Annotated in this window: 20 protein-coding genes; 8 read left to right on the forward strand and 12 right to left on the reverse strand. The window is 44.1% G+C overall.

Annotated features, from left to right (window positions below):
- Positions 1 to 105: 105 nt before the first annotated feature.
- Both rraB and ACXAFM_RS13320 read right to left on the reverse strand, forming a co-directional pair.
- Positions 106 to 504: a ribonuclease E inhibitor RraB gene (gene rraB, locus ACXAFM_RS13315; protein ID WP_474830200.1), complete on the reverse strand. Its 399-nt coding sequence runs from the start codon at positions 502 to 504 to the stop codon at positions 106 to 108.
- A 32-nt stretch (positions 505 to 536) separates the two neighbouring features.
- Positions 537 to 1,262 carry a 1-acylglycerol-3-phosphate O-acyltransferase gene (locus tag ACXAFM_RS13320; protein WP_474830202.1) on the reverse strand — a complete coding sequence of 242 codons (726 nt, stop codon included), beginning with the start codon at positions 1,260 to 1,262 and terminating at the stop codon, positions 537 to 539.
- Positions 1,263 to 1,465: 203 nt separating this feature from the next.
- On the opposite strand from ACXAFM_RS13320, the gene ACXAFM_RS13325 reads away from it, so the two are divergent.
- Positions 1,466 to 2,605, forward strand: a complete 1,140-nt coding sequence (locus ACXAFM_RS13325) for an HD-GYP domain-containing protein (RefSeq protein ID WP_474830261.1) — start codon at positions 1,466 to 1,468, stop codon at positions 2,603 to 2,605.
- Positions 2,606 to 2,704: 99 nt separating this feature from the next.
- Here the strand turns inward: ACXAFM_RS13325 and glnG are convergent, their stop codons facing one another.
- From glnG to glnA, 4 genes are all read right to left on the reverse strand, one after another.
- Positions 2,705 to 4,114, reverse strand: a complete 1,410-nt coding sequence (glnG, locus tag ACXAFM_RS13330; protein WP_474830263.1) for a nitrogen regulation protein NR(I) — start codon at positions 4,112 to 4,114, stop codon at positions 2,705 to 2,707.
- Positions 4,104 to 5,189 (reverse strand): nitrogen regulation protein NR(II), encoded by a 1,086-nt coding sequence (gene glnL / locus ACXAFM_RS13335; protein WP_474830264.1) that lies wholly within the window; start codon positions 5,187 to 5,189, stop codon positions 4,104 to 4,106. Before glnL ends, glnG begins: the two co-directional genes overlap by 11 nt.
- Before the next feature lie 130 nt (positions 5,190 to 5,319).
- Positions 5,320 to 5,949 carry a DUF4124 domain-containing protein gene (locus ACXAFM_RS13340; RefSeq protein WP_474830589.1) on the reverse strand — a complete coding sequence of 210 codons (630 nt, stop codon included), beginning with the start codon at positions 5,947 to 5,949 and terminating at the stop codon, positions 5,320 to 5,322.
- A 222-nt stretch (positions 5,950 to 6,171) separates the two neighbouring features.
- Positions 6,172 to 7,581: a glutamate--ammonia ligase gene (gene glnA, locus ACXAFM_RS13345; RefSeq protein ID WP_474830266.1), complete on the reverse strand. Its 1,410-nt coding sequence runs from the start codon at positions 7,579 to 7,581 to the stop codon at positions 6,172 to 6,174.
- Positions 7,582 to 8,039: 458 nt separating this feature from the next.
- Between glnA and typA the strand changes: the two genes are divergently transcribed.
- From typA to ACXAFM_RS13360, 3 genes are all read left to right on the forward strand, one after another.
- The gene (gene typA / locus ACXAFM_RS13350) at positions 8,040 to 9,872 is read left to right on the forward strand and encodes a translational GTPase TypA (protein ID WP_474830268.1); all 1,833 of its coding nucleotides are present in this window, start codon (positions 8,040 to 8,042) and stop codon (positions 9,870 to 9,872) included.
- Positions 9,873 to 10,168: 296 nt separating this feature from the next.
- On the forward strand, positions 10,169 to 10,546 hold the full coding sequence (locus tag ACXAFM_RS13355) for a response regulator (RefSeq protein ID WP_474805186.1): 378 nt from the start codon (positions 10,169 to 10,171) through the stop codon (positions 10,544 to 10,546).
- 266 nt (positions 10,547 to 10,812) lie between these two features.
- Positions 10,813 to 11,988 (forward strand): MalY/PatB family protein, encoded by a 1,176-nt coding sequence (locus ACXAFM_RS13360; protein ID WP_474830270.1) that lies wholly within the window; start codon positions 10,813 to 10,815, stop codon positions 11,986 to 11,988.
- A 172-nt stretch (positions 11,989 to 12,160) separates the two neighbouring features.
- Here the strand turns inward: ACXAFM_RS13360 and ACXAFM_RS13365 are convergent, their stop codons facing one another.
- On the reverse strand, positions 12,161 to 13,357 hold the full coding sequence (locus ACXAFM_RS13365; protein ID WP_474830272.1) for an Nramp family divalent metal transporter: 1,197 nt from the start codon (positions 13,355 to 13,357) through the stop codon (positions 12,161 to 12,163).
- A gap of 251 nt (positions 13,358 to 13,608) precedes the next feature.
- On the opposite strand from ACXAFM_RS13365, the gene ACXAFM_RS13370 reads away from it, so the two are divergent.
- The gene (locus ACXAFM_RS13370; protein ID WP_474830591.1) at positions 13,609 to 14,307 is read left to right on the forward strand and encodes a UPF0149 family protein; all 699 of its coding nucleotides are present in this window, start codon (positions 13,609 to 13,611) and stop codon (positions 14,305 to 14,307) included.
- Positions 14,308 to 14,338: 31 nt separating this feature from the next.
- Here ACXAFM_RS13370 and ACXAFM_RS13375 read toward each other — a convergent pair whose 3' ends face one another.
- The 3 genes from ACXAFM_RS13375 to ACXAFM_RS13385 form a co-directional block, all read right to left on the reverse strand.
- The gene (locus tag ACXAFM_RS13375; RefSeq protein WP_474830274.1) at positions 14,339 to 14,530 is read right to left on the reverse strand and encodes a hypothetical protein; all 192 of its coding nucleotides are present in this window, start codon (positions 14,528 to 14,530) and stop codon (positions 14,339 to 14,341) included.
- 183 nt (positions 14,531 to 14,713) lie between these two features.
- Positions 14,714 to 15,142 carry a CopD family protein gene (locus ACXAFM_RS13380; RefSeq protein WP_474830275.1) on the reverse strand — a complete coding sequence of 143 codons (429 nt, stop codon included), beginning with the start codon at positions 15,140 to 15,142 and terminating at the stop codon, positions 14,714 to 14,716.
- Position 15,143: 1 nt separating this feature from the next.
- Entirely contained in the window at positions 15,144 to 16,820 is a 1,677-nt protein-coding gene (locus ACXAFM_RS13385; protein WP_474830277.1) for a chloride channel protein, read from the reverse strand.
- Positions 16,821 to 16,925: 105 nt separating this feature from the next.
- Here ACXAFM_RS13385 and ACXAFM_RS13390 point away from each other — a divergent pair, with 105 nt between their 5' ends.
- On the forward strand, positions 16,926 to 17,633 hold the full coding sequence (locus ACXAFM_RS13390) for a DUF6776 family protein (RefSeq protein ID WP_474830279.1): 708 nt from the start codon (positions 16,926 to 16,928) through the stop codon (positions 17,631 to 17,633).
- Positions 17,634 to 17,758: 125 nt separating this feature from the next.
- Here ACXAFM_RS13390 and ACXAFM_RS13395 read toward each other — a convergent pair whose 3' ends face one another.
- Both ACXAFM_RS13395 and azu read right to left on the reverse strand, forming a co-directional pair.
- Positions 17,759 to 19,009: a putative manganese transporter gene (locus ACXAFM_RS13395; protein ID WP_474830281.1), complete on the reverse strand. Its 1,251-nt coding sequence runs from the start codon at positions 19,007 to 19,009 to the stop codon at positions 17,759 to 17,761.
- Between the two features lie 91 nt (positions 19,010 to 19,100).
- Positions 19,101 to 19,550 carry an azurin gene (gene azu / locus ACXAFM_RS13400; protein WP_474830283.1) on the reverse strand — a complete coding sequence of 150 codons (450 nt, stop codon included), beginning with the start codon at positions 19,548 to 19,550 and terminating at the stop codon, positions 19,101 to 19,103.
- A 201-nt stretch (positions 19,551 to 19,751) separates the two neighbouring features.
- On the opposite strand from azu, the gene ACXAFM_RS13405 reads away from it, so the two are divergent.
- Entirely contained in the window at positions 19,752 to 20,084 is a 333-nt protein-coding gene (locus tag ACXAFM_RS13405) for a hypothetical protein (protein ID WP_474830285.1), read from the forward strand.
- Positions 20,085 to 20,208: 124 nt separating this feature from the next.
- Positions 20,209 to 21,582: a class II fumarate hydratase gene (locus ACXAFM_RS13410; protein WP_474830287.1), complete on the forward strand. Its 1,374-nt coding sequence runs from the start codon at positions 20,209 to 20,211 to the stop codon at positions 21,580 to 21,582.
- Positions 21,583 to 21,857: the final 275 nt, after the last annotated feature.

The following is a 21,857-nucleotide window of genomic DNA, read 5'->3' on the forward strand; positions in this document are numbered from 1 at the left end:
TCCTTTTCCAATCGATAATGACAGGGTCATTGTTAATCAAAAAAGATGAACAAAAGCTGAAGAGTAACTTAATGGCTCCTCAGCTTGTGAAATAGACAATAAGGCTTAGTCGTCGAAGTGATAGTCCTCTTCTTCGTATTCACCTTCCTCGCGCGGTTCGAAGTACGTACCCCATCCATCGTAGGTTACATCGTGTTTGTCGGCAATTTTCAGCAAAGTGTCTGAATCAGCATTAAGCTTTTCAATATCTAACTTTCTTTCTACCACGGCGTCGAAGCAAAAAATGGTTTCGCCGTCGTCAAGGATTAACTCTTCGGCGTCAGTCACTTCAAAACCAGCTTTAAATGCATCAACAGCCGCCTTTTCTAGCACGTCGAAGTCAGTGCTGGCGAAGTGGTGCTCAATGGTGTAGTCGGCATCGGCTTGACTGCCATCTTCTAGAAGGGCATCAATAGTTTCTTGGTTAAACTCGTACCACTCTTCTCTTTCATCGAACTGGGTCATAATAAACACTCATTAGCAATTTAGGCGCAAGTTTACCTGCTTTTTTCCAGTTCATCGACCTGTGTATTAAGCGCATCAAACTTTTGTTTCATTTCATCGTTAAAATGCGCCATCCACTCTTTGATTGACTGCTCCTCTGTTAACGGCTCAGGCGCAGAAATATCAATAAGCACAATCCCGTTGTCCCAACGATTCCACTTTACTTTGTTGTGTAGGTTACTGGCCGTTACCATAACAATCGGCTCATTGGTGGTTTTGGCTAACCGAAATGCGCCTTGCTTAAAAGGTAGTATTCCTCTGCCGTAACTTCTGGTGCCTTCAGGAAATAGCCAAACAGATGTTTTTTTCTTAGCGATACGGTTGGCGGCGATATCCAAGGTGTTTCGCGCTTTTCCTGAATTTTTTCTATCAATCATGATATTCCCAGATAGCCAATAAATTTGGCCAAAAATAGGGATCCACTTCAAACTCTTTTTACCAATAGTAACCACGCCAGGAAGGGCAGCTTTACAAATTGTAATGACGTCAAAGCTGTTTTGGTGATTTGCAATGAAAACATAGGGCTCGTTCGTTTTTACAGCGGGGTCTCTTTGTATGACAATTTTGAGGCCCACTATTTTAGCCATAAGAGAATACAAACTACCGGCAGCATGCACGTTATCCTTGTGAAAAGGGCGCACGATACAAATGATCAGCAAAATAATATTGATTAATAAAAAGGCGATAAACAGTGCCGGTATGCGAAATAAAGCGATCAAAACAACTCCTAGAAACAATTGACGCGCGCAGTATAGATGAAGTTTCAGCGTACACTTGTCCGATGAGTTTTTACAGCACTAAGACTTACACAGTGCATTACTCGTGAAAGTTCCTCTTTTATCACCTTTAGTATGAGGAAATTTTGCCGATACCGAATTACAATAATAGAAAGCTTAATAGAACCTAACTCGGTATTCATTACATGCAGACATTTACTCCAGACGACCTAGAAGAAGATATTCTTGCTGACCTTATGGAGGAAATTAACGAACTCTATGAATCAAGTGAGCAAACTTTGATTGAATTAGAGCTTCGGCCGGAAGATAACGAGTTGCAACGGGCCCTGTTTCGTTCAATCCACACCATTAAGGGCGATTTAGGTTTAGTTAATTTCTCTCCTATGATCCCCCTTTTGCAGCATGTTGAAGATTTACTCGATTATTTGCGCAAAGGGCAGGTGGCATATACCAGCACTATGAGTGATTTGGTGCTTCTTACCATGGACAGGGTAAAAGCCTTTGTCGAAGCTGTTATGGCTGACGGTAAGGCCGAGTACGATGACAACCTTCACAACCAGCTAGTATTGGCTATTGGTCGTGTTACGCCTGACAATTCTGCTGAACATGAAAAGCGTCTTACCGAAGCGGTGTTGTTACTTAATCCTGCGTTAGACATTGTCGCTGACGGCGACGACCCCGAAAACGTGCAAATAAAGCCGCCCACATTAGCCGCGACAGGTATACCTAAAGACATTAGCAGTGAGAAGAAACAAGACATTTTGTTTTTCCGCGATCTTATGCAAACCATTGAGCGGCGTTCTAACTATTGGGTTGGAAGAGGTGATCGCATTGCTAAATTGGCTATGTATATTAACGATGTTGCTGAAAATCCAATTGACGAAGACCAGCTGGCGGTAGCCAGTTACGTTCATGATTTTGGCATGGCGTTTATGCCGTTAAAGCTGCTGCATAAAGGCGATGAATTAAGTGATATTGAGTTCAACCTAATGCGTTCTCATGTTTATAAAAGTGCTCGTTTGTTAGAGCACCTGGACCAATGGGATATGGCCCGTAAAATAGTGATGCAGCATCACGAACGCACCGATGGAACTGGATATCCTTTAGGGATTAAAGAAGAGGATATTTGTGAAGGGGCAAAGCTTTTAGCCATAGTCGATACATACGATGCGATGACGCATCCTAGAGCGCACAATGAAGATAATGTGCTTTCCAAAAAAGAAGCAGTAATTGAGATTAATCGCAGTGCCAAAGGGCAGTTCAGTATGAAATGGGTACGACTGTTTAATCAGGCTATGACAGCGCTTTTAACTAAAGGGCAGTAATTAATCACTGGAACTATCACATCATGGCTGCGGGCTTGAAATTACAGGGGGCTATGAGATAGCAGAAGGTTCCCTCTGCTATCTGAAAAGCGTTAAGGTCTAGTTAACCCCTAGTTCTTTCAGCTTGCGAGTAAGCGTATTTCGCCCCCAGCCTAAACGCTTAGCCGCATCTTGCTTATGACCATGCGTGTGTTGAAGCGCACGCTCGAGCATAACACGTTCGAAAGTCAGCATAGCGTCGTTGAGTATATTATGATGGCCATCGCGTAGTTGTTTGTCAGTCCAGCTCGCGAGTAGATCTGGCCAATCACCCGATTCGGCACTGGGTTTTTCAATACTACTATCGCTATGAATTTCCGGTGGCAGATCGCTGGGTAAGACTTCTTGCCCACTTGCCATAACGGTTAACCATCTGCATACGTTTTCAAGTTGTCTAACGTTACCAGGCCAGGACAGTTGAGACATAACGCGCTCAGCTTCTTTAGAAATGCTTTTAGCTTCTACATCAAGCTCTTTGGCAGCTCGGCGAAGGAAGTGACGCGTTAACAATGGAATATCTTCACGACGCTCGTTCAGCGATGGAAGATGCACGCGAATAACGTTCAGTCGATGAAATAAATCTTCCCTAAATTTACCTTCAGCAACGCGCTGTTCTAGGTTTTGGTGGGTTGCTGCAATAATGCGTACATCAACGCTTACCGACTGATGTCCACCTACTCGATAAAACTGGCCATCGGCCAGCACGCGTAGAAGGCGGGTTTGCACATCTAACGGCATATCGCCTATTTCATCTAAGAAAAGTGTACCGCCGTCAGCTTGTTCAAAACGCCCTTGGCGTGCTGCTTGTGCACCGGTAAAGGCGCCTTTTTCATGACCAAACAGTTCAGATTCTACAAGATCCGCCGGGATAGCCGCCATGTTAAGCGCGATGAAAGGTTTGCTCGCTCTGGGGCTGTGTCTGTGAAGCGCGTGCGCCACCAGTTCTTTACCCGTACCCGATTGCCCGTTAATAAGCACGCTAATTGAAGAACGTGAAAGTCTACCTATGGCACGGAAAACTTCCTGCATAGCAGGCGCTTCACCAATAATTTCTGTTACTACGTCTTCAACCTGCGATTTTGACACGGTTGATTGCTCCCTGGCGTGAGCAAGCGCACGCTGGGTTAAGGTAACCGCTTCGTCAATATCAAAAGGTTTTGGCAAGTATTCAAATGCCCCTTTTTGATAAGCATTAACTGCACTGTCCAAATCCGAATGCGCTGTCATAATTATGACGGGAAGCAGTGGGTGCGATGCATGTACTTCGTTCAGTAATGTCATGCCGTCCATTTGTGGCATTCTGATATCTGAAATGATGACTTCAGGGGCTTGACCGCTTTGAAGTTGAAGCAATAAATCTTCAGGGTTTTCAAAACTCAAACAGCTGATATCGGCTGCTTGTAAGGCCTTTTGCAGCACCCAACGAATAGAACTGTCATCATCGACAATCCACACAGACTCATTCGTCATCGTCTGTCTCCTTACGATCTATTGGTATGTAAATTACGAACTCAGTGTGACCAGGGTAGCTGTCTACATCTATTTTGCCGCCGTGGTGGTTTATTAGGGTTTGTGATATAGACAAACCCAGCCCAGAGCCATTTTGCTTACTCGTGACCATGGGATAGAAAAGTGTGTCTTTAATCTCAGGTGGAATGCCTGGGCCGTTATCGATAATTTTAATTTTTGCTACCAGGGCATGACGCTTTGTCTGAATTGTCATTTGACGCTCAATTCGCGTTACCAGCCTAATTTCGGGGTTAGGTGTCTGACTTTCGGTTAGTGCCTGAACGCTATTGCGCACAATATTGAGTACCGCTTGCTGGATCATGTCAGGATCCAACATAAGCGGAGGAATACTGGGGTCATAGTCGCGAATAATAGTTATGGGGTTATCCGAATCAAAGCGCATTAAACTGCGTATCTTTTCAAGTGCCTGATGCACGTTACTTTCTTCGAATCTAGGCAGTGAATTTGGACCTAGCAAGCGGTCAACTAGGTTTCGCAGGCGATCAGATTGCTCAATGATCATGCGTGTAAACTCTTTATGCTCTTCCGTCAGCTCTTTTTCCAATAGCTGTGCTGCGCCCCTAATACCGCCTAGCGGGTTTTTTATCTCGTGAGCTAGACCTCTTACTAACTCTCGTGCCGCATAGTGCTGAGCGTTTTGTAAATTCTCTCGGGAAATACGCTTTTGCTGGTCAATTTTTTTAACTTCGAACAATAGCCGTGGGCCATCTTCAAAATGCAAATTTGTAACGGTTAAGTCGGCTGATACATAGCGGTTATCTCTAAATGCTAACTTAATTTCGTTTTCGGTAAAATCCTCCCCTTTTCTAATGGCGGCTTTTAGGCGGGTGGTTTCTATTGTGCCTGGCAAGAAAAAGTCTTGAAGTGAGTGTCCGACAAGTTGTTTTAATCCGGTTTCAAATAAAGCCTCGCCTGCATGGTTGGCATAAACAATAGAAAGTTTATTGTCTACCATCACCAATGCAGTATTGAGGCTATTGATAAGCTGTAGTGTCTCTAACTCGGTGGAATGCATCCGAGCCCGTCTCCTTTGCACTATTATTGTGCATTGTAGCTTGCAATGATGCGATGCGCGAATAAAGGGCTCAGGATAAAATGTCTACTGAACCTCTCTGGTGCGCTTACTTAACAATAGTTGCACGCTATTAGTTATTAATTAACGCCGATGCCTGATGAAGGTAAAGGGTTTGTACTGGAGAGGATGCAAGAGTCTTGCCCGTATTGTTAGTTAGTTCAACTTTATAAGTATGGGCTCCACGATGAATGCCTGATAGCTTAAAAACGCCTGAAGTATTGCTAGCTAGTGGGGCGTCATCAAATATTAATCGATACATTGGCGCTTTAGGCGCACCAGTTTGTGACGCTGCAATAGTAAACTCACCCAAGTTATTACGAATTGTCGCTTCTGGAGCTGGAGATTTAATTACTACGCGATAATTAGGTTTTGAAGCCTTAGGTTTAGGCGGTGAAGGAGGTGTTACCTTAGCTGCAGTAACTACGTTTTGGGTTTTACCATCGAACGCTAGTGGTTCTGCATTTTGCTGAGGCTTATCAGTGTAAGTAACAGCACCATCCTTTCCAATTACTTTATAGATTGTCATTGGGGAAGAATTGGCCGCGTTAGGTGTGCTGGAGTCTTGTGCTGCTTCATTCACCTGTGTTTTCTGCTGCGTATTTTGTGGCTCATTATCTTGACTAAGCGCAGCGGCTTCTAAAGGTAGAATTCCATAGCTACCTATAGACAGCAGTGAAATTAAGCAGATGTTTCGCGTCATGTTTTGCACGTGTTGTCACCTAATCAATGTATTATTTGATTGCTAATTATTAAGATCGATCTAGTACTAAATTCAATTGGCAGCTTATACACAGAGTAAAGAGCAAATTGCTCCGAGAACGTATTCTTTATCACTCTATTTACAAGAACATAGTAGATAATTTATACGCATAAAAAAAGCCCGCATAGCGGGCTTTTGTGAAAATTGCTATACAGTGTGTTATTACACGCTGTAGTACATGTCGAACTCAACTGGGTGAGTTGTCATGTTAAGCTTAGTCACTTCTTCAGACTTAAGGTCGATGTAAGCATCAATCATGTCGTCAGTCATTACGCCACCGGCTTTAAGGAAATCACGGTCGTTATCAAGTGCTTCAAGTGCCATTTCAAGCGAGCTTGCAACAGTTGGAATTTCAGCCGCTTCTTCTGCAGGTAGATCGTACAAGTCTTTATCCATAGCATCGCCAGGGTGGATCTTGTTTTTGATACCGTCAAGGCCAGCCATTAGCATTGCAGAGAATGCAAGGTAAGGGTTAGCTGTTGGGTCAGGGAAACGTACTTCAATACGACGCGCTTTATCGCTAGTTACGTGTGGAATACGAATTGATGCAGAACGGTTACGCGCAGAGTATGCAAGCATTACCGGCGCTTCGAAGCCAGGAACTAGACGCTTGTAAGAGTTTGTAGAAGCGTTGGCGAAGGCGTTGATTGCACGCGCGTGCTTAATGATACCACCGATGTAGTAAAGTGCTTCTTCAGAAAGACCAGCGTATTTGTCACCTGCGAAGATGTTCACGCCGTCTTTAGAGATAGACTGGTGACAATGCATACCAGAACCGTTATCGCCAACAAGTGGCTTAGGCATAAAGGTAGCAGTTTGGCCGTATGCGTGTGCAACGTTGTGTACCACATACTTGTAAACTTGAATTTCGTCAGCTTTCTTAACTAATGTGTTGAATTCACAAGCGATCTCGTTTTGACCCGCTGTCGCTACTTCGTGGTGGTGAGCCTCAATGACAAGACCCATTTCTTCCATAACCATACACATAGCAGCACGAATGTCGTGAGCAGAATCTACCGGAGGTACTGGGAAGTAGCCGCCTTTAACGCCTGGGCGGTGACCCATGTTGCCACCTTCAAATTCTTCACCTGAGTTCCACTTTGCTTCTGAAGAGTCGATCTTGTAGAACGAGCCTGCCATATCTGTGTGGAAACGCACATCGTCAAAAAGGAAGAACTCTGGTTCTGGACCGAAGAAGCATGTGTCGCCGATACCTGTAGATTTCAAGTACTCTTCTGCGCGACGTGCAACAGAACGTGGGTCACGCTCGTAACCTTCCATTGTTGAAGGCTCAACAATGTCACAGCGGATGTTTACTTGTGTTTCTTCTGCGAAAGGGTCTACAACGCAGCTGTCTGCGTCTGGAAGAAGAACCATATCTGATTCGTTGATGCCTTTCCAACCAGCAATTGAAGAACCGTCGAACATTTTACCTTCTTCGAAGAATTCTTCATCAACAACACTTGCAGGAATTGATACGTGTTGTTCTTTACCTTTAGTGTCGGTAAAACGTAAATCTACAAACTTCGCTTCACTTTCTTTAATCAGTTCTAATGCCTTATCTACTGACATCGTGTCCTCCAGGTTTAATGTAAAAATGCGGAATGATCAGCTTCACTCCAACAGTGGCAAAAGTGAAAGCGATTATCATGCCATTTACAAGCAAGCCGAATTTTGCGGCATGGACAGGCATCTATCACTTCCATTTGAATAGCATTGCACTAATAAAGTGCACTGGCGCTCCATAGTGGTGCTTAATTGTTACTTTTATGTCATTTAGCCTAGATCACTTTCTATCACACCACCACCGTCTCTGCTCAATTCGGTGCAATTAATATGTTTATTTTTTAAACTGAAGAGTTAATTCCAATAAAAGTGACATAGGATCAAAAAAAGGTGCGCAAACGTCGAGGTTTTTCTGTACAATCCGCGCAAATTTCTCTATCTGCATTTTTTTGCAACAAATCTAATGCAGACTTATTCGATTCCCGAATTAAGTTGGCATCGATTTACACAGGCTCTATATAAGCATGAATACCACTGATATTAGTAAATTGCGTAACATCGCAATCATCGCCCACGTTGACCACGGTAAAACCACCCTGGTAGACAAACTGTTACAGCAGTCTGGCACCCTTGAATCTCGAGGCGAGCAAGAAGAGCGCGTAATGGACTCGAACGACATCGAGAAAGAACGTGGCATTACCATCCTAGCTAAGAACACAGCGATTAACTGGAACGACTACCGAATCAACATCGTAGATACTCCTGGACACGCTGACTTCGGTGGTGAAGTAGAACGTGTAATGTCAATGGCTGACTCTGTACTTCTACTTGTAGATGCACAAGAAGGCCCAATGCCACAAACGCGTTTCGTTACGCAAAAAGCATTTGCCCAAGGCCTTAAGCCAATTGTTGTTATCAATAAAATCGACAAGCCTGGCGCACGCCCTGATTGGGTAATGGATCAAGTATTCGACCTTTTCGATAACTTAGGCGCAACTGACGAGCAGCTTGACTTCCAAGTAGTTTACGCTTCTGCACTAAATGGCTGGGCATCACACGATGCAGACGCGCCTCAAGAAGACATGACTGCGCTATTTGAAACTATCGTTGAGCAAGTATCTGCGCCAGATGCTGACATCGACGGTCCTTTCCAAATGCAGATTTCTCAGCTTGATTACAACTCATACGTGGGTGTAATCGGTGTAGGTCGCGTTAAGCGCGGTTCAGTTAAGCCAAATCAACAAGTAACTGTTGTTACAGCTGATGGCGAAAAGCGCAACGGTAAAGTTGGCTTAGTTTACGGCTATCTTGGTCTTGCACGTCACGAAGTTGAATCAGCGCATGCTGGCGACATCATTGCTATCACAGGTCTTGGCGAACTTAAGATCTCTGACACAATTTGTGACCAAAATACAGTTGAAGCGCTTCCTCCGCTTACGGTTGATGAGCCTACTGTAACCATGACCTTCCAGGTAAACACGTCTCCGTTTGCGGGTAAAGAAGGTAAATATGTAACGTCACGCAACATTCTTGAGCGTCTTAACGACGAACTAGTACACAACGTTGCGCTTCGCGTTGAAGAAACTCAAGACCCTGATAAGTTCCGCGTATCAGGTCGTGGTGAACTTCACTTGGGTATTCTTATTGAAAACATGCGTCGTGAAGGTTACGAGCTTGCTGTATCTCGTCCAGAAGTAATTCTTAAAGAAGTTGACGGCGAAACACAAGAACCTTACGAAACACTAACGATTGACTGTCAAGAAGAGCACCAAGGCTCAATCATGGAACAGCTTGGTCTTCGTAAAGCCGAAATGACCGATATGTCTCCAGATGGCAAAGGCCGTGTTCGTATCGACTTTATTATTCCAAGTCGTGGCCTAATTGGTTTCCAAACAGACTTTATGACAATGACATCTGGTTCGGGTTTGCTTTACCACACGTTCGATCACTACGGTCCATATAAGGGCGGCATTATCGGTAAGCGTAAAAACGGTGTGCTGATCGCTAACGCTAACGGTAAAGCATTAACTAACGCCCTGTTTAACTTGCAAGAGCGTGGTCGCCTATTTATCGGTCACGGTGTTGAAGTGTACGAAGGTATGGTTATTGGTATTCACAGCCGTGACAATGACCTAACTGTAAACGCACTTAAAGGTAAGCAGCTTACTAACGTTCGTGCCTCTGGTACCGACGAAGCGCAAACGCTAGTTCCACCAATCAAGATGTCACTAGAGCAAGCGCTTGAGTTCATCGATGACGACGAACTAGTAGAAGTAACACCTGAATCTATCCGTATTCGTAAGAAGCTTCTTACAGAAAACGAACGTAAGCGCGCATCTCGCGCACCTAAGTCTTAATAGCTTCTAAGACTACATCAGTTTAAAAATGCCAGCTTTTGCTGGCATTTTTTATTTTCTCAATTGATATTTTCAAGCCTCCTTTTTTCACCAACTCACACTTACGTTCTTGTGTGAAAAATTAGTTGTTTCATACAAACAGTATTATGTTGAAAAAAGCGTAAATATCGACCAAAGGTTAGTGGTCAAATGGGTTTTGAGATTCTATGCTTGTAGACAAGTGGGCTTACGCTTTAATTCGTAAGCTAAGTCGTTGTAATAACAGCGGCTAATGAACTTATGAAAGGGGAAGGGTAGTGTTTTCTGTAGCCGTAGTTGAAGATGATCCCATCACGTTAGACCTAATTACTGACGCGTTAGAAACGCAGTTAGACGCTACTGTTTTTCCGTTTACGCGTAGTAAATTTGCGAGAGATTTCTTGCTACAACAAACTTCCGACACCATAAGCTTGATCATAAGTGACCAAGTAATGCCGGATTATGACGGGCTTAGCCTTTTAAAAACTTGTCAGTCATCTGGTTTAGACGTCCCTTTTTTACTTATTACTGCCGACCCTAACAAAGAGCTCGTTATTGAAGCGCGTAAGCTTCAAGTATCAGGCTTTTTAGCTAAACCCCTGAATATGGAAGAGCTGGTTCAAAAGTCGAAAGAAGCAGTCACACAAGCAAGTTAGCCTTAAAGCTTGTCTTACATGTTACGATTTCTCTGACGCCGTCACTTAAAAATGAAAACCTAATAACGAAAGTAAGCAGGCTTTCACCGCACTAAGGTACAAAATGGAAAAGTTCACTTTGCCATGTTTGTTTAACGCCTTAACTTTACCTCTATAAAAGTATATTTCGATATAGCAAAACTGAGTTAATTCATCTTAAGCCCCTAGTTTATGAGGCGCTAAAATTCTACACTGATGCTATAAGTTTTTGAGCAACAGGATGTAATGTGAGCGCTTTATTCGATAATACCCCTTCTAGAAAAGATACGTTTTCGTTCAAATGGCAAAAGTACAAAGGAAAAGACATCATTCCTGCCTGGGTGGCTGATACCGAGTTTCGTTGTGCTCAGCCAATCTTAGATGCCATCTCTGGTCAAGTTGAGCATGGCAACATGGGTTACATACTGCCAGCACATCACGAAGGCGCCATTCAGGCTGTAGTGAGATGGCTTAAAGATAAGCACAATTGGGAAATCCAGCCCGAGTGGCTGGTGTGGACACCAGGTGTTGTACCTGCGTTCAACGTAGCGTGCAAAGCGTATTGTGAACCCGGCGATAAAGTGCTTATTCAAACGCCTAATTACCCGCCATTACTGGCAGCGCCAAAGCTAAACGGCCTAGAGCGAGTAGATATAGGTACGGTTGTAGAAAGCGTTAACGGTGAACGTTTAGATAGTATCAGTGAAGTCGAAGGAGCGCGCTATACACTTGATTTTGACGCGTTAGAAAAAGAAGCTGCGGATCCTAAGTGCAAGCTGTTTATTCTTTGTAACCCAATGAACCCTGTAGGTTCGGTACTTTCAAAAGCGGAGCTAGACCGCATTGCCGAAATCTGTAGTGCGAACAATGTTAAGCTTTGCTCTGATGAAATACACTGTGACCTTATTTTAGAAGACGGGAAGCAGCATATCCCGGCAGGCCGCGAGGCTAATCTTGCTGAAAATAGCGTAACGCTTATGGCTGCCAGCAAAACATTTAATATTGCGGGTTTAGGTACGTCTTTTGCCATTATTCCCAATCGCCAACTGCGTCAGGCGTTTACTAATGCCGCAGCAGGCATAGTGCCGTGGGTAACCGTATTAGGCTTAGCGGCAACAGAAGCGGCATTTACTCAGTGTGACGATTGGCACCAGCAGCAGCTTAGCTACTTACGTGAAAACAGAGACATGGTGTTTAACACCATCAACAGTATTGACGGGCTTAAAATGCTAAAAGCCGATGCGACGTTTCTTGCGTGGGTAGATGCCAGTGGGCTAGGCGTAGAAAACGTTCAACAGTGGGCGGAAGAGAAGGGCGTTGGCCCATCTCCGGGTATTGATTTCCATAAAGCGGATCATTTCAGAATCAACTTTGGCTGCAGCAAAGCAATGCTCCAAGACATTCTACAACGCCTCGCCAGCTAAAAAACTGTGGGGTCAGAGTACTTTTTGTAACTACGCTCTCTATAAAAAAGGGCCAAAGTATTACTTTGGCCCTTATCATATAGTTTTTTGGTTACGTAATTTCTTTGCTATCTGCGAGTACACCTACAACGGCATACAAAAAGAACAATTTACTCTGCCTCTGTTTTTGCAGTTAGCTAAATACGCCGATTAGTTTATACAAACCCAGTCCAATTACAGTACCTACTACTAGAAAGCCTGCCAGGTTACTTTTCCACGTATTTCTAAACTCACCCAGCGCTGTGCTTTTATTCATAACGACCAGCAAAAATATTGCGATAATAGGTAGCAGCAAGGCATTTGTTGCCTGGGCAAACAAAATAGCAGGTAGGGGCTTAAAGCCAAGTGCTGCAACACTTACACCTACAACAATGATAATGAACCAAACAGCTTTAAAGCTTTTACTTTGCATCTCATCAGATAGTCCAAGGGCGCCGGTTACAGCATAAGCAGCGGCTAGCGGGGCGGTAATGGCACTGGTCAAACCGGCTGCGAACAACCCTAATGCAAAGAACCACTGCGCCTTATCACCTAACACCGGTTTAAGCTGCTCGCCCATATTAGACGCGTCCATGGTGGCTGCTTGGTTGAAAAACGCCATCATAGCTGTAGCCATAACAATTAGCGTAATAAGCCCCCCCATACTGATTGCTTTAGCCGACTGGTTTCGACAGGCTATTACAGCGTTATGTTTATCCTGTCCTTTTGACGATTTGGCAACTAGGCTTGCGTGAAGGAATAAATTGTATGGCACAATGGTTGTACCTATAAGGGCTAGCACGGTGGTAATAGCATCTGCGTCTAGTCGCGGTGAAGTAAGCTGGCTAAACATAGCAGCAATATCAGGCTTGGCTACAAGCAGCGTCACTAAAAATACCCCGGCCATGATAAAGACAAGGTAAACCAATACTGTCTCTATCCACTTGTAGCTCCCTGACCATAGCAACACAATTGCGATAGTGCCTAGTATGCTGGCCCACGGGCCAATGCCTATATTGATGAACGCGTCTAGGCCAATCGCAGCACCGGTTAAGTTGCCCGATTCATAGGCTGCGTTACCAATCCCTATAGCGCTAACAATGAGTACAATAAATGCGTTTTTAAGCCATGGCTTATAAGCCATATTTTTCATTGCGCTTGCCAGGCCTTGGCCACTTGCTACACCAAGACGTGCCGCCATGTCTTGCAATACTATGGTTGCAAATACGGAAAAAAGTAGCGCCCATACCAAGTGAAAACCAAAGTTTGCACCCGCCAAGCTTGCTGTAGTTACTGTTCCCGGGCCAATGAAGGCGGCCGCGATGATATATCCTGATTTATCTTTTGCCATTGCAACGACTCTTAGTTAAGTTTTGCTATCATGACAATAGGTGGGCGAGCACGCAACAGTACCGCTAAACCAATACAGTAACAGATTGGTTTTAAACCTATTGTCGCGTACCCAGTGCAAAGGACTTATTTTTTCTGCGTGCCTAACCCCAACTATGTGGGAGAAGTATAAGGTCAGAAAACATGCCCTCTGCAAAGTGGCCGCGCAGACTACCGTTTCGAGAAAGAGAACGCAAATTAAAAAGGAAGGTAATGATGAAAGGCGGGTTTCCAGTACACATCATCAGCGAAATTGTTTCGCATCCCAATTTCAAAAATGTACTTCCGAATGCTTATCAGGTTGATGGGATGATCTTTGCGGTTGCCGCCGCACCAGAAATCCCCATGCCCGAGCAATGGATGCCTTGGCTCATTCAATCTAGTGATAGCAAGCTAGTAGATAAAGATGTCGATAAGCTTGCAGATACCTTGATGAACGGCTTGCGCGCCCATTTAGATTTAATGCGCCAGAGTAAATCACCTTTATCTAGTGAACTCACCGAAGCGATAGAAGTGAAAGGAGTGATGAGGCCTTCAAAGGAATTAGAAAGCTGGCTGAACGGGCTTTTGCAAGTACATAAGCAATTAGAGCCAGTGTGGCAAAATGCTTGGAATAATCTTGATAAGCACTCTACAGAGGATACAAGTGACGACAAGGATAAACTAGCGGAGGATAAAATAGCTGAACCTGCGGAGGCGAGGTTGTCCCGTTGTTTAAAACTTTTTTCAACGCTTGCCAACATAGAATTGGCTTTGTCCTACAGAAACGAAACGCAAGTTGCCCAGCTGGAAAGTAATATACACATGCTTGTTAAGCAGTTGCCATCGGTACTTGCAGATTACACAAAGTTATCCGGAGAGCTGGCGCAAGCATTACCCAATCAATTCGAAACCTTTAACAAAGTTACTTAGGGGTTTATTTAATTGACTTCACTGTATTTGGTTAACGCTGCCGCTGCTGTTGGTGACGTTGGTTTAACGTGTGTTTAAGCGAAGCTGTGTAGCTATCTAACTCGAGCTTCGCTTTCTCATACTGCTCATTTAGAAGCCTTGAAGCAGGTTCCCTCATCAGCGCCTTAAACGCAATATCCGTCTGCTTTAGTAGGTATTTGAGGTGTTGATTACTGTCATCCATGGTAAACATTCCGATAAAAACAATTCAATAAACCCGATACATGGTGAGTGTCGGGCGGCTATGTGTGATGTCTACAACACGCTCTACTTTAAGTTTAAAAAACTTCTTACATCACACTGTAGTACTGGTTCCTTGAGTACTGACTTCCTTACTGTCTATAAAGGCCTACGCGTGTAGTTAAACCTAAAAGGGTTTAACTACAGCTAAGCAAACAATTGCGAGAATAATTAACACAGGCGCTTCATTCAAAAAGCGATAGAAGCGGGGGGAGTGTCTATTTTCATCGCGTGCGAACTGCTTCATCAACTTAAACAAATAGAAGTGATAGCCATAAATAGCAAGCAGCAACAATAATTTTATATGGAGCCACCCGGACATTTTAAACCAGGTGCCACCATAGCTGACAATAAGCGCAACGCCGAATGCCAGAGTTAATAAGGCGAATGGAGTAACGAACAACCACAATCGGCGCTCCATGACTTTAAATTCATCTTTAACTATTTGAGACTTAGTCGTGGCGTGATAAACGAAAAGTCGTGGTAAATAGAAAAGCCCTGCCATCCACGCCAGCATGAAAAAGATGTGCAGTGCCTTAAACCATAAAATGTACATATTAGTAATGTGCCTTTTGTAAGAAGCTTTGCAAGATATTCCAGGTTACTACGCCAATGATATCGTTAAGCTCCTGATCGTAAATATAAACTGCGCCAGAGCGCGAATTTTTAAGATGTTCGTATACTTCGTGCAGCGTAGACTGCGCGCTGATGCCTTCCATTTCGTAATAGTTTAATGCTGCTGCATCGTGTTCCAAACTTACATTGTATTGGACCAGTTTATACTGCACATCTATTTCAAATTTTGATTTCTGAATGACAATTTTTGTCGGATCGCCTTCTAAATAGTTAATTAGCGCTTGTTCTGGGGCATCGTGAAAAAGCTTATAATCTCTATTCATTGCCGCTAGTACCCCCGTCTTTTCAAGGGCCTCTCGGATAGATGAAATGGCGTATGGTAGATTCTGATAGTCAAGCTGACGTATAAAAATAGAGCGGTTGCCGAAAAACTGCGTTGAAGTTACGTAAGCAGGTACTATCACCAGCATGGCTGGCAGAATTATTTGAGGGCTATAGGAAAGCTCCATAACCGCAGAAAGTGCAGCAAGAGGCGCGTGTAATACCGCCGTCAGCATACCCGCAATACCCAGCAATGCAAAGCTGTTAGTGAATTCAGGCACGTTGACAAAGTAGGATAGCGGCAATAAAAGCACAGCACCGGCAAGCATACCGATAACCATTACCGGGCCTATGATCCCCCCAGGGATACCAAGGCCGATAGCAAATACCGCTAAGATTACCTTAAATACAAGGGTAGATACCAACAATAGCGCACCAGGGGAGCTATCGAATAAGTGCTCAACGTCAATAAAATTCGCCCCAAGTGCCTCAGGTATAAACATACCTATAGTACCGGTAATTAGCGCTGCAAGTATTAAACGCCACACCATAGAAACCGGTCGGAACCAGGTCATAACACGCATAAGTTGGCTATTAAAAAGCACAGCCAACATACCCAGTAAAATGCCTAACAGTACTAAATAGAAATACATCCACTGGCTAAAGGCATTGAAAGATAAGAACGAAAGTTCGTTGACCTCTCCAAATACAATACGGGTAAGCACAGAGCCACAGGCTGCGGCCAGCATGATAGGTACAAATATGTGGATTTTGTATTCTCGAAGCACGACTTCCATTACAAAGATAACGGCAGCGAAAGGGGTATTAAACGATGCAGAAATGCCCGCAGCAATGCCACAGCCTGCAAGAATTCTAATACTGTTATAGGGCAGACGAAGCCATTGCCCAAGAAAACTACTGCCCGATGCTCCCATATGAACAGAAGGACCTTCTCTTCCTACGACGAAGCCTCCAGCAAGCGCTAGCATACCGCCAAAGAACTGATTGATGGTCGTTCGAAACGGAATATGACCGTAATAGTATTTTACCCGGTGAATAACGAAAGGAATCCCCAAGCGGTAGTGTTTGAAGCCAGTGAGAAAAGCAATGAATAGTATTAAGCCAACACTAATAAGCGGCATGATAAGCCAAACTAACCAGTCGTAAGCAAGAACTGACTTAAGCGACGATACCCCTGTTTCTTGAAGCCATTCAACGCATAGTCGAAACAGTATGATAATAAGCGCCGCGCAGGTTCCCCCTACAATGCCCAGCATGCACAACTGAATAGTAGTGCGTGGATGAGCTAACTCCTCTCTTAAAGCCTGCAAGCGCATGTTGTGGTACAGTAGATTAACGTAGCTAGCAGCTTACCATAAACACTTAAAATTCATAATATTTAGAACGCGTTAGCGTTTTTGTAGTTTTTTATTGAAGAAATTATGACGACAGACCAACTAAAAGAATTATTAGGCAACTATAAATGGACCTTGATGGTCGCGCTTATCATGTTCGTCATGATTGGATTCGGTTACAAGCTGGCGCGAATTATTGACGAAGGCGACAGCAAGAAAGTGCAGGCTCAAAAGGAAACTATTGCTATTTTGTCTGAAGAGAATAATGCGCTAACGACGAAAGTAAACCAGCTTGAAGTAGCCGTGGAACTTGCCTCACTCGAGTCAGAAAATATCGCAAAAACGTTAAGTGAACAGAAGAAAGAGCTAGAAGCACAACAAGAGCTGTTAAGCTTCTACGAGCGTGTTATGGCGCCCGAGAAAACCGATGACGGCTTTGCTATTGAAGGGGTAGAGGTCTTTAAATTAAGTGATACATCATATCAACTCAGGTTAGTTTTACTGCAATCTAAACAAAGAAAGGCAGTGATAAATGGCAACTTAGACATTGCTATTGTGGGCAAAAGAGATGGAAAGCCTGTTAGGCTAGAATCTGGCAGTTCAAGCCTACTTGCTGAAGACGTTAAGTATCGTTTTCGTTTTTTCCAAGCGGTTAACGTAACGCTTAATATCGAAGAAGCTATAAACGTAGAATCTATTGTTTTCACTACTCGGGTTTATCAGTATAAAACTCGCAAAGGCAACTATGAGGTAAGTGTGCCGTGGAGCGAAGCACTTTCAGTTGACCTAGAGTAAGTCTCTAACAACCATAGTTTAGCTAAGCACATAGCTAGGTATACTTAGGTTTTCCACACATATGATTTATTCACGCTCATGGTTTTGGTAAGTAAAAGCTTAGTAATTTCTAGGGCATGATCTTGTTAATATTCAAAGAGATACCAATAGCCATAGCCCACAAGAAAAGCTGGAATGGCAGAATACACAGTAGCGATAAGGGCTGCTTTTGGTGAAAGTGCGATAGCGGGAAACAAGGCATCGCCATCGTTACTAATCGCGTTGCCTAACTGAGCTGAAAAAGGGACTGCACCATTTAAATACAAACTGGTGACCAATATTTGAGGGCCGCAGCCGGGTAGAAAACCGATAACAATAGCCAAGCCGACCAAGCCAGATCCCATAGTTTCAAGCATTCCCGCTATGTCTAGTCCAAACCAGACAACAGAAAGCTCGAAAATCAAAAATGCGAGTATCACCCATGCCAATACAAATTGCGTATCTAACGCGGCTTTTTCCTGCCACTTAGGAGGGGGCGGAATGACGTCTTCTTTGGCAATAGAGGCGTATCCGCTTCCAGAACCACATAATGACCAAAGCACCAAACTTGCTATACATAAAGAAGCGCCAATTAGTGTTAGCGTATTCTCACTGATAGCCAAGTAACTGTGAACGGGGAGTTGAAACGCCAGAGCCAAGGCGACTACTAGCGACGGTAAGCTCACAATCATCCAGAATGCTGTAGATAGTGAAGCGGCTTTATGGCTTAGTGCTTTCGGTTTATCTGTGTTCAGGGGCTCTTGGTTGGAATCAACAGTTTCAGGTGCTCGATAATTATGGAATTTATTAACCACTAATCCCGTTGCAGCGCCTACGGTGACACTTACTGCCATTACCGTTAACGCATCTAATGGTGCTTGAGCGAGTAACAAAAACGCCGCATCTCCCATGGTGCTGGTTAATACCGCTACCACCGCGCCAAAGCTGGTAACACCTCGTGTGTACTGAGTCACCACAATAATTGCACCACCGCAGCCGGGTAATGCACCAAGCAGTGCCGAAAGGCCTACCTCGTGGACTGGGTGGGTTTTCATGTAATTGCCAATAGCGTCAGCTGAGATCCGCAATGTGGCCAAGTAATAAAGTGCAAGCGATGCATAAACAAATGCTGCTACTTGGAAGTATGCGTCTGATAAAACTGAAAGCGTTACAGAATGGGTACTGCTTTGAGTAAGTAGGATTAAAACTAAAAGCGGCATCAACAGTCGCTTATTAGATAACAGCGGGTAAAGAGTGCTTTTAATGAAAGCTTGAGTAAAGACACTTAGAAGATGTGGTCGAGACTTATCGCGCTCCAACGCTCTTGAACTTTTCGATGTTTGGGGCGCTGTATCCATTACCACTTCACTCTTAAATTACTGAACACTATTTTGAAGGCGCACAATTGAAAGTGCGCCTTCCGTTTGCCTATCGACAAATCGCATACGCTTAGCTAGAAAGGGTAACCGTGCCTTGCATAATTCCGATATGACCGGGGAATGAGCAGAAGAACATGTATTCTTCGTCTTTACTTAGACCTTCAACAGAAAACGTAGTAGAAGTTTGTTCACCACCACCAATAATCTCTGTAGCGCCAATTACACGTTCGTCACCAGGCTTAATGTAGTCATTATCGAGTCCAGCACTCATGCCATCTGTTGCTACCGCTTGCCCATTGGCCTTGGTGGTCATTACCCAGTTATGACCCATAGATTGCTTCGGGAGTTGACCAGTATGCTTAAGCGTTACGGTAAATTCGCTGCAGCTTGCAGGGATCGTTACGTTTTTTGTATTGAACTGCATCGCGTCATTTGATTCCACAGTAGTCTCACATTCGTTAGCAAATGCACTGGAAGCTAAAAGGAAAAGGGCTGTGCCGCCAAGTAGTTTCTTCATCATGAATAATATCCTTTGAATATAGATTAACCGCACCTTTCGGTGGAATTAGAAGATTCCATTTTCAATACGAAAAAGCATAGCACTGGATCATGTTAAATGCTAATAATTATCATTTGAGTTTTTGTGGTGAGTTTGCTATCAATAGTTCTTGCCTATTCATCGCGTTATTTTTTGATGCACTCTTGATAAACGATAAAGCTAATGTCATCGATACGAAATGCACGTAAACAAATTCGTTTTGGACACAACGGTGGTGAACTGAATGTATTGGTTAACTATCTAGACAGTGTGGCCTGCATCGCAAATTTATTACCACAGAAAAGCGACAAATTTACGATTTATAAAAATGCAGTCGAATTGCTGTATGAAGTCATTTGTGACCCGCTAGTTTGTAAACAATGGCGCTATGCCTGTTTAGACAACTTATACAGGCCTTTACTTAACGCTGAGCGTTACGCCTGTACCGAGAGTGATCGAATTACGCTTGCAAGATTAAAAATAGATATGCATGTGCTAGTCCCACATTTTTTATGAGCGGCTAACGAGGGAGATACCTACTGAGTACTCTTAGTTTGCACTTAGTAGCCCGAGTAGACCTTTGATGACAGCGTGATAAACACGCCAAAAATTCAGTTACATCAACACAAGGATACGAGTTATGACAGCAACACGCACAGAACGCGACAGCATGGGCGAGCTACAAGTGCCTGAAGATGCACTTTACGGCGCACAAACTCAACGTGCTATTCAAAACTTTCCGGTCAGTGGACAACGCATGCCTGAAGCTTTTATACGGGCGTTGCTCACTGTGAAAAAAGCCGCAGCACAAGCAAATATGAAGCTCAAAGCACTCGATAGCGATCGCGGTTTGGCGATAGTTAAAGCCTGCGATGAACTGCTAGCCCTTGACGATGTTATGCAACACTTTCCGGTAGACGTCTTTCAGACGGGATCCGGTACCAGCACTAACATGAATGCCAACGAAGTAGTAGCCCGTTTGGCATCTGGTTATTCAAGTGAAGAGGTTCACCCGAACGACCATGTAAATTTCGGTCAAAGTTCAAATGATGTGATACCAACAACCATTCACGTAAGCGCGTCTATTGCCTTGTCAAACGAGCTTATACCGGCCGTTGAAAGTTTAGTTCGTACTATCGAAGTCAAAGCAAAGTCGGTAGCGCAATACTGCAAGACCGGACGCACACACCTCATGGATGCGATGCCTGTGGGCATGGACCAAAGCTTACTGGCTTGGGCATCTCAGCTTAAGCAGCAGGTGAAAACTCTGCGCGCTGTGCAGCCAGCTATTCAAACCCTTGCCCAAGGAGGCACTGCCGTGGGAACAGGTGTAAACGCCCATGCGGATTTTGCTACGACATTTTCAGATGCGCTAGGGGAACTGACCGATATCGCGTTTAAACCAGCAGATAATTTCTTTGCGCTTATTGGCTCTCAAGACACGGCAGTGACGCTTTCTGGTGCGACAAAAAGTTTGGCTGTCACCCTTATGAAAATTGCTAACGACCTACGTTGGATGAATTCCGGCCCGCTAGCTGGTTTGGGCGAAATAGCATTGCCTGCATTGCAGCCAGGCTCATCGATAATGCCAGGCAAGGTAAACCCGGTTATTCCAGAAGCCGTGGCAATGGCTTCAGCACAGGTAATAGGCAACGACGCTGCAATTACTGTAGGCGGGCAGTCTGGGAATTTTGAGTTAAATGTAATGCTACCCATGATTGCCTGCAACTTGCTTTCAAGTCTGTCGCTAATGACCAACAGTGCAAAGCTAATCGGCGAGCAAGCGATCGAGGGCTTTACTGTAAATCAAGAGAACATTGAAGCTGCGCTTTACAGAAACCCTGTGCTCGTCACGGCGCTCAATCCAGTGATTGGCTATGCTAAAGCTGCGGAAATAGCAAAAACAGCCTATAAAGAAAACAAGCCTGTTATTGATGTAGCTGAAGCAATGACAGATATCCCCAGAGACGAGCTGGAATCACTACTAGACCCGAAAAAACTTACCACACCTTGAGCGCTGTGAGAAAACGAAGACGATAGAAAGTGCGATCTACGATCGCATTTTTTTGTGGTGAAAGAGGCGTTTGTATACAAACAGGGCGTACTAACAACTTGCATAAGTTACGCTTGATCAAAAACTGCTCAGTGATTGGCACGTTCTTGGCTTATTCAAAGGACGTTATCAGGTTTAAAACGTGTTTTAAACGGTATACAGTTGCTGTATGCGAACGGGATTTTTGATACAGTAACACTATAAATAATTTGTATAGCTGCGTAAGACAGCAACAA

It is taken from the genome of Alteromonas sp. ABD4_190, assembly GCF_056160105.1.

Coding starts and splice junctions, on each gene's coding strand:
- rraB (WP_474830200.1), bottom strand. CDS start 504: ATGACCCAGTTCGATGAAAGAGAAGAGTGGTACGAGTTTAACCAAGAA.
- ACXAFM_RS13325 (WP_474830261.1), top strand. CDS start 1,466: ATGCAGACATTTACTCCAGACGACCTAGAAGAAGATATTCTTGCTGAC.
- glnG (WP_474830263.1), bottom strand. CDS start 4,114: ATGACGAATGAGTCTGTGTGGATTGTCGATGATGACAGTTCTATTCGT.
- glnL (WP_474830264.1), bottom strand. CDS start 5,189: ATGCATTCCACCGAGTTAGAGACACTACAGCTTATCAATAGCCTCAAT.
- ACXAFM_RS13340 (WP_474830589.1), bottom strand. CDS start 5,949: ATGACGCGAAACATCTGCTTAATTTCACTGCTGTCTATAGGTAGCTAT.
- glnA (WP_474830266.1), bottom strand. CDS start 7,581: ATGTCAGTAGATAAGGCATTAGAACTGATTAAAGAAAGTGAAGCGAAG.
- typA (WP_474830268.1), top strand. CDS start 8,040: ATGAATACCACTGATATTAGTAAATTGCGTAACATCGCAATCATCGCC.
- ACXAFM_RS13365 (WP_474830272.1), bottom strand. CDS start 13,357: ATGGCAAAAGATAAATCAGGATATATCATCGCGGCCGCCTTCATTGGC.
- ACXAFM_RS13370 (WP_474830591.1), top strand. CDS start 13,609: ATGATGAAAGGCGGGTTTCCAGTACACATCATCAGCGAAATTGTTTCG.
- ACXAFM_RS13375 (WP_474830274.1), bottom strand. CDS start 14,530: ATGGATGACAGTAATCAACACCTCAAATACCTACTAAAGCAGACGGAT.
- ACXAFM_RS13380 (WP_474830275.1), bottom strand. CDS start 15,142: ATGTACATTTTATGGTTTAAGGCACTGCACATCTTTTTCATGCTGGCG.
- ACXAFM_RS13385 (WP_474830277.1), bottom strand. CDS start 16,820: ATGCGCTTGCAGGCTTTAAGAGAGGAGTTAGCTCATCCACGCACTACT.
- ACXAFM_RS13390 (WP_474830279.1), top strand. CDS start 16,926: ATGACGACAGACCAACTAAAAGAATTATTAGGCAACTATAAATGGACC.
- ACXAFM_RS13395 (WP_474830281.1), bottom strand. CDS start 19,009: ATGGATACAGCGCCCCAAACATCGAAAAGTTCAAGAGCGTTGGAGCGC.
- azu (WP_474830283.1), bottom strand. CDS start 19,550: ATGATGAAGAAACTACTTGGCGGCACAGCCCTTTTCCTTTTAGCTTCC.
- ACXAFM_RS13405 (WP_474830285.1), top strand. CDS start 19,752: ATGTCATCGATACGAAATGCACGTAAACAAATTCGTTTTGGACACAAC.
- ACXAFM_RS13410 (WP_474830287.1), top strand. CDS start 20,209: ATGACAGCAACACGCACAGAACGCGACAGCATGGGCGAGCTACAAGTG.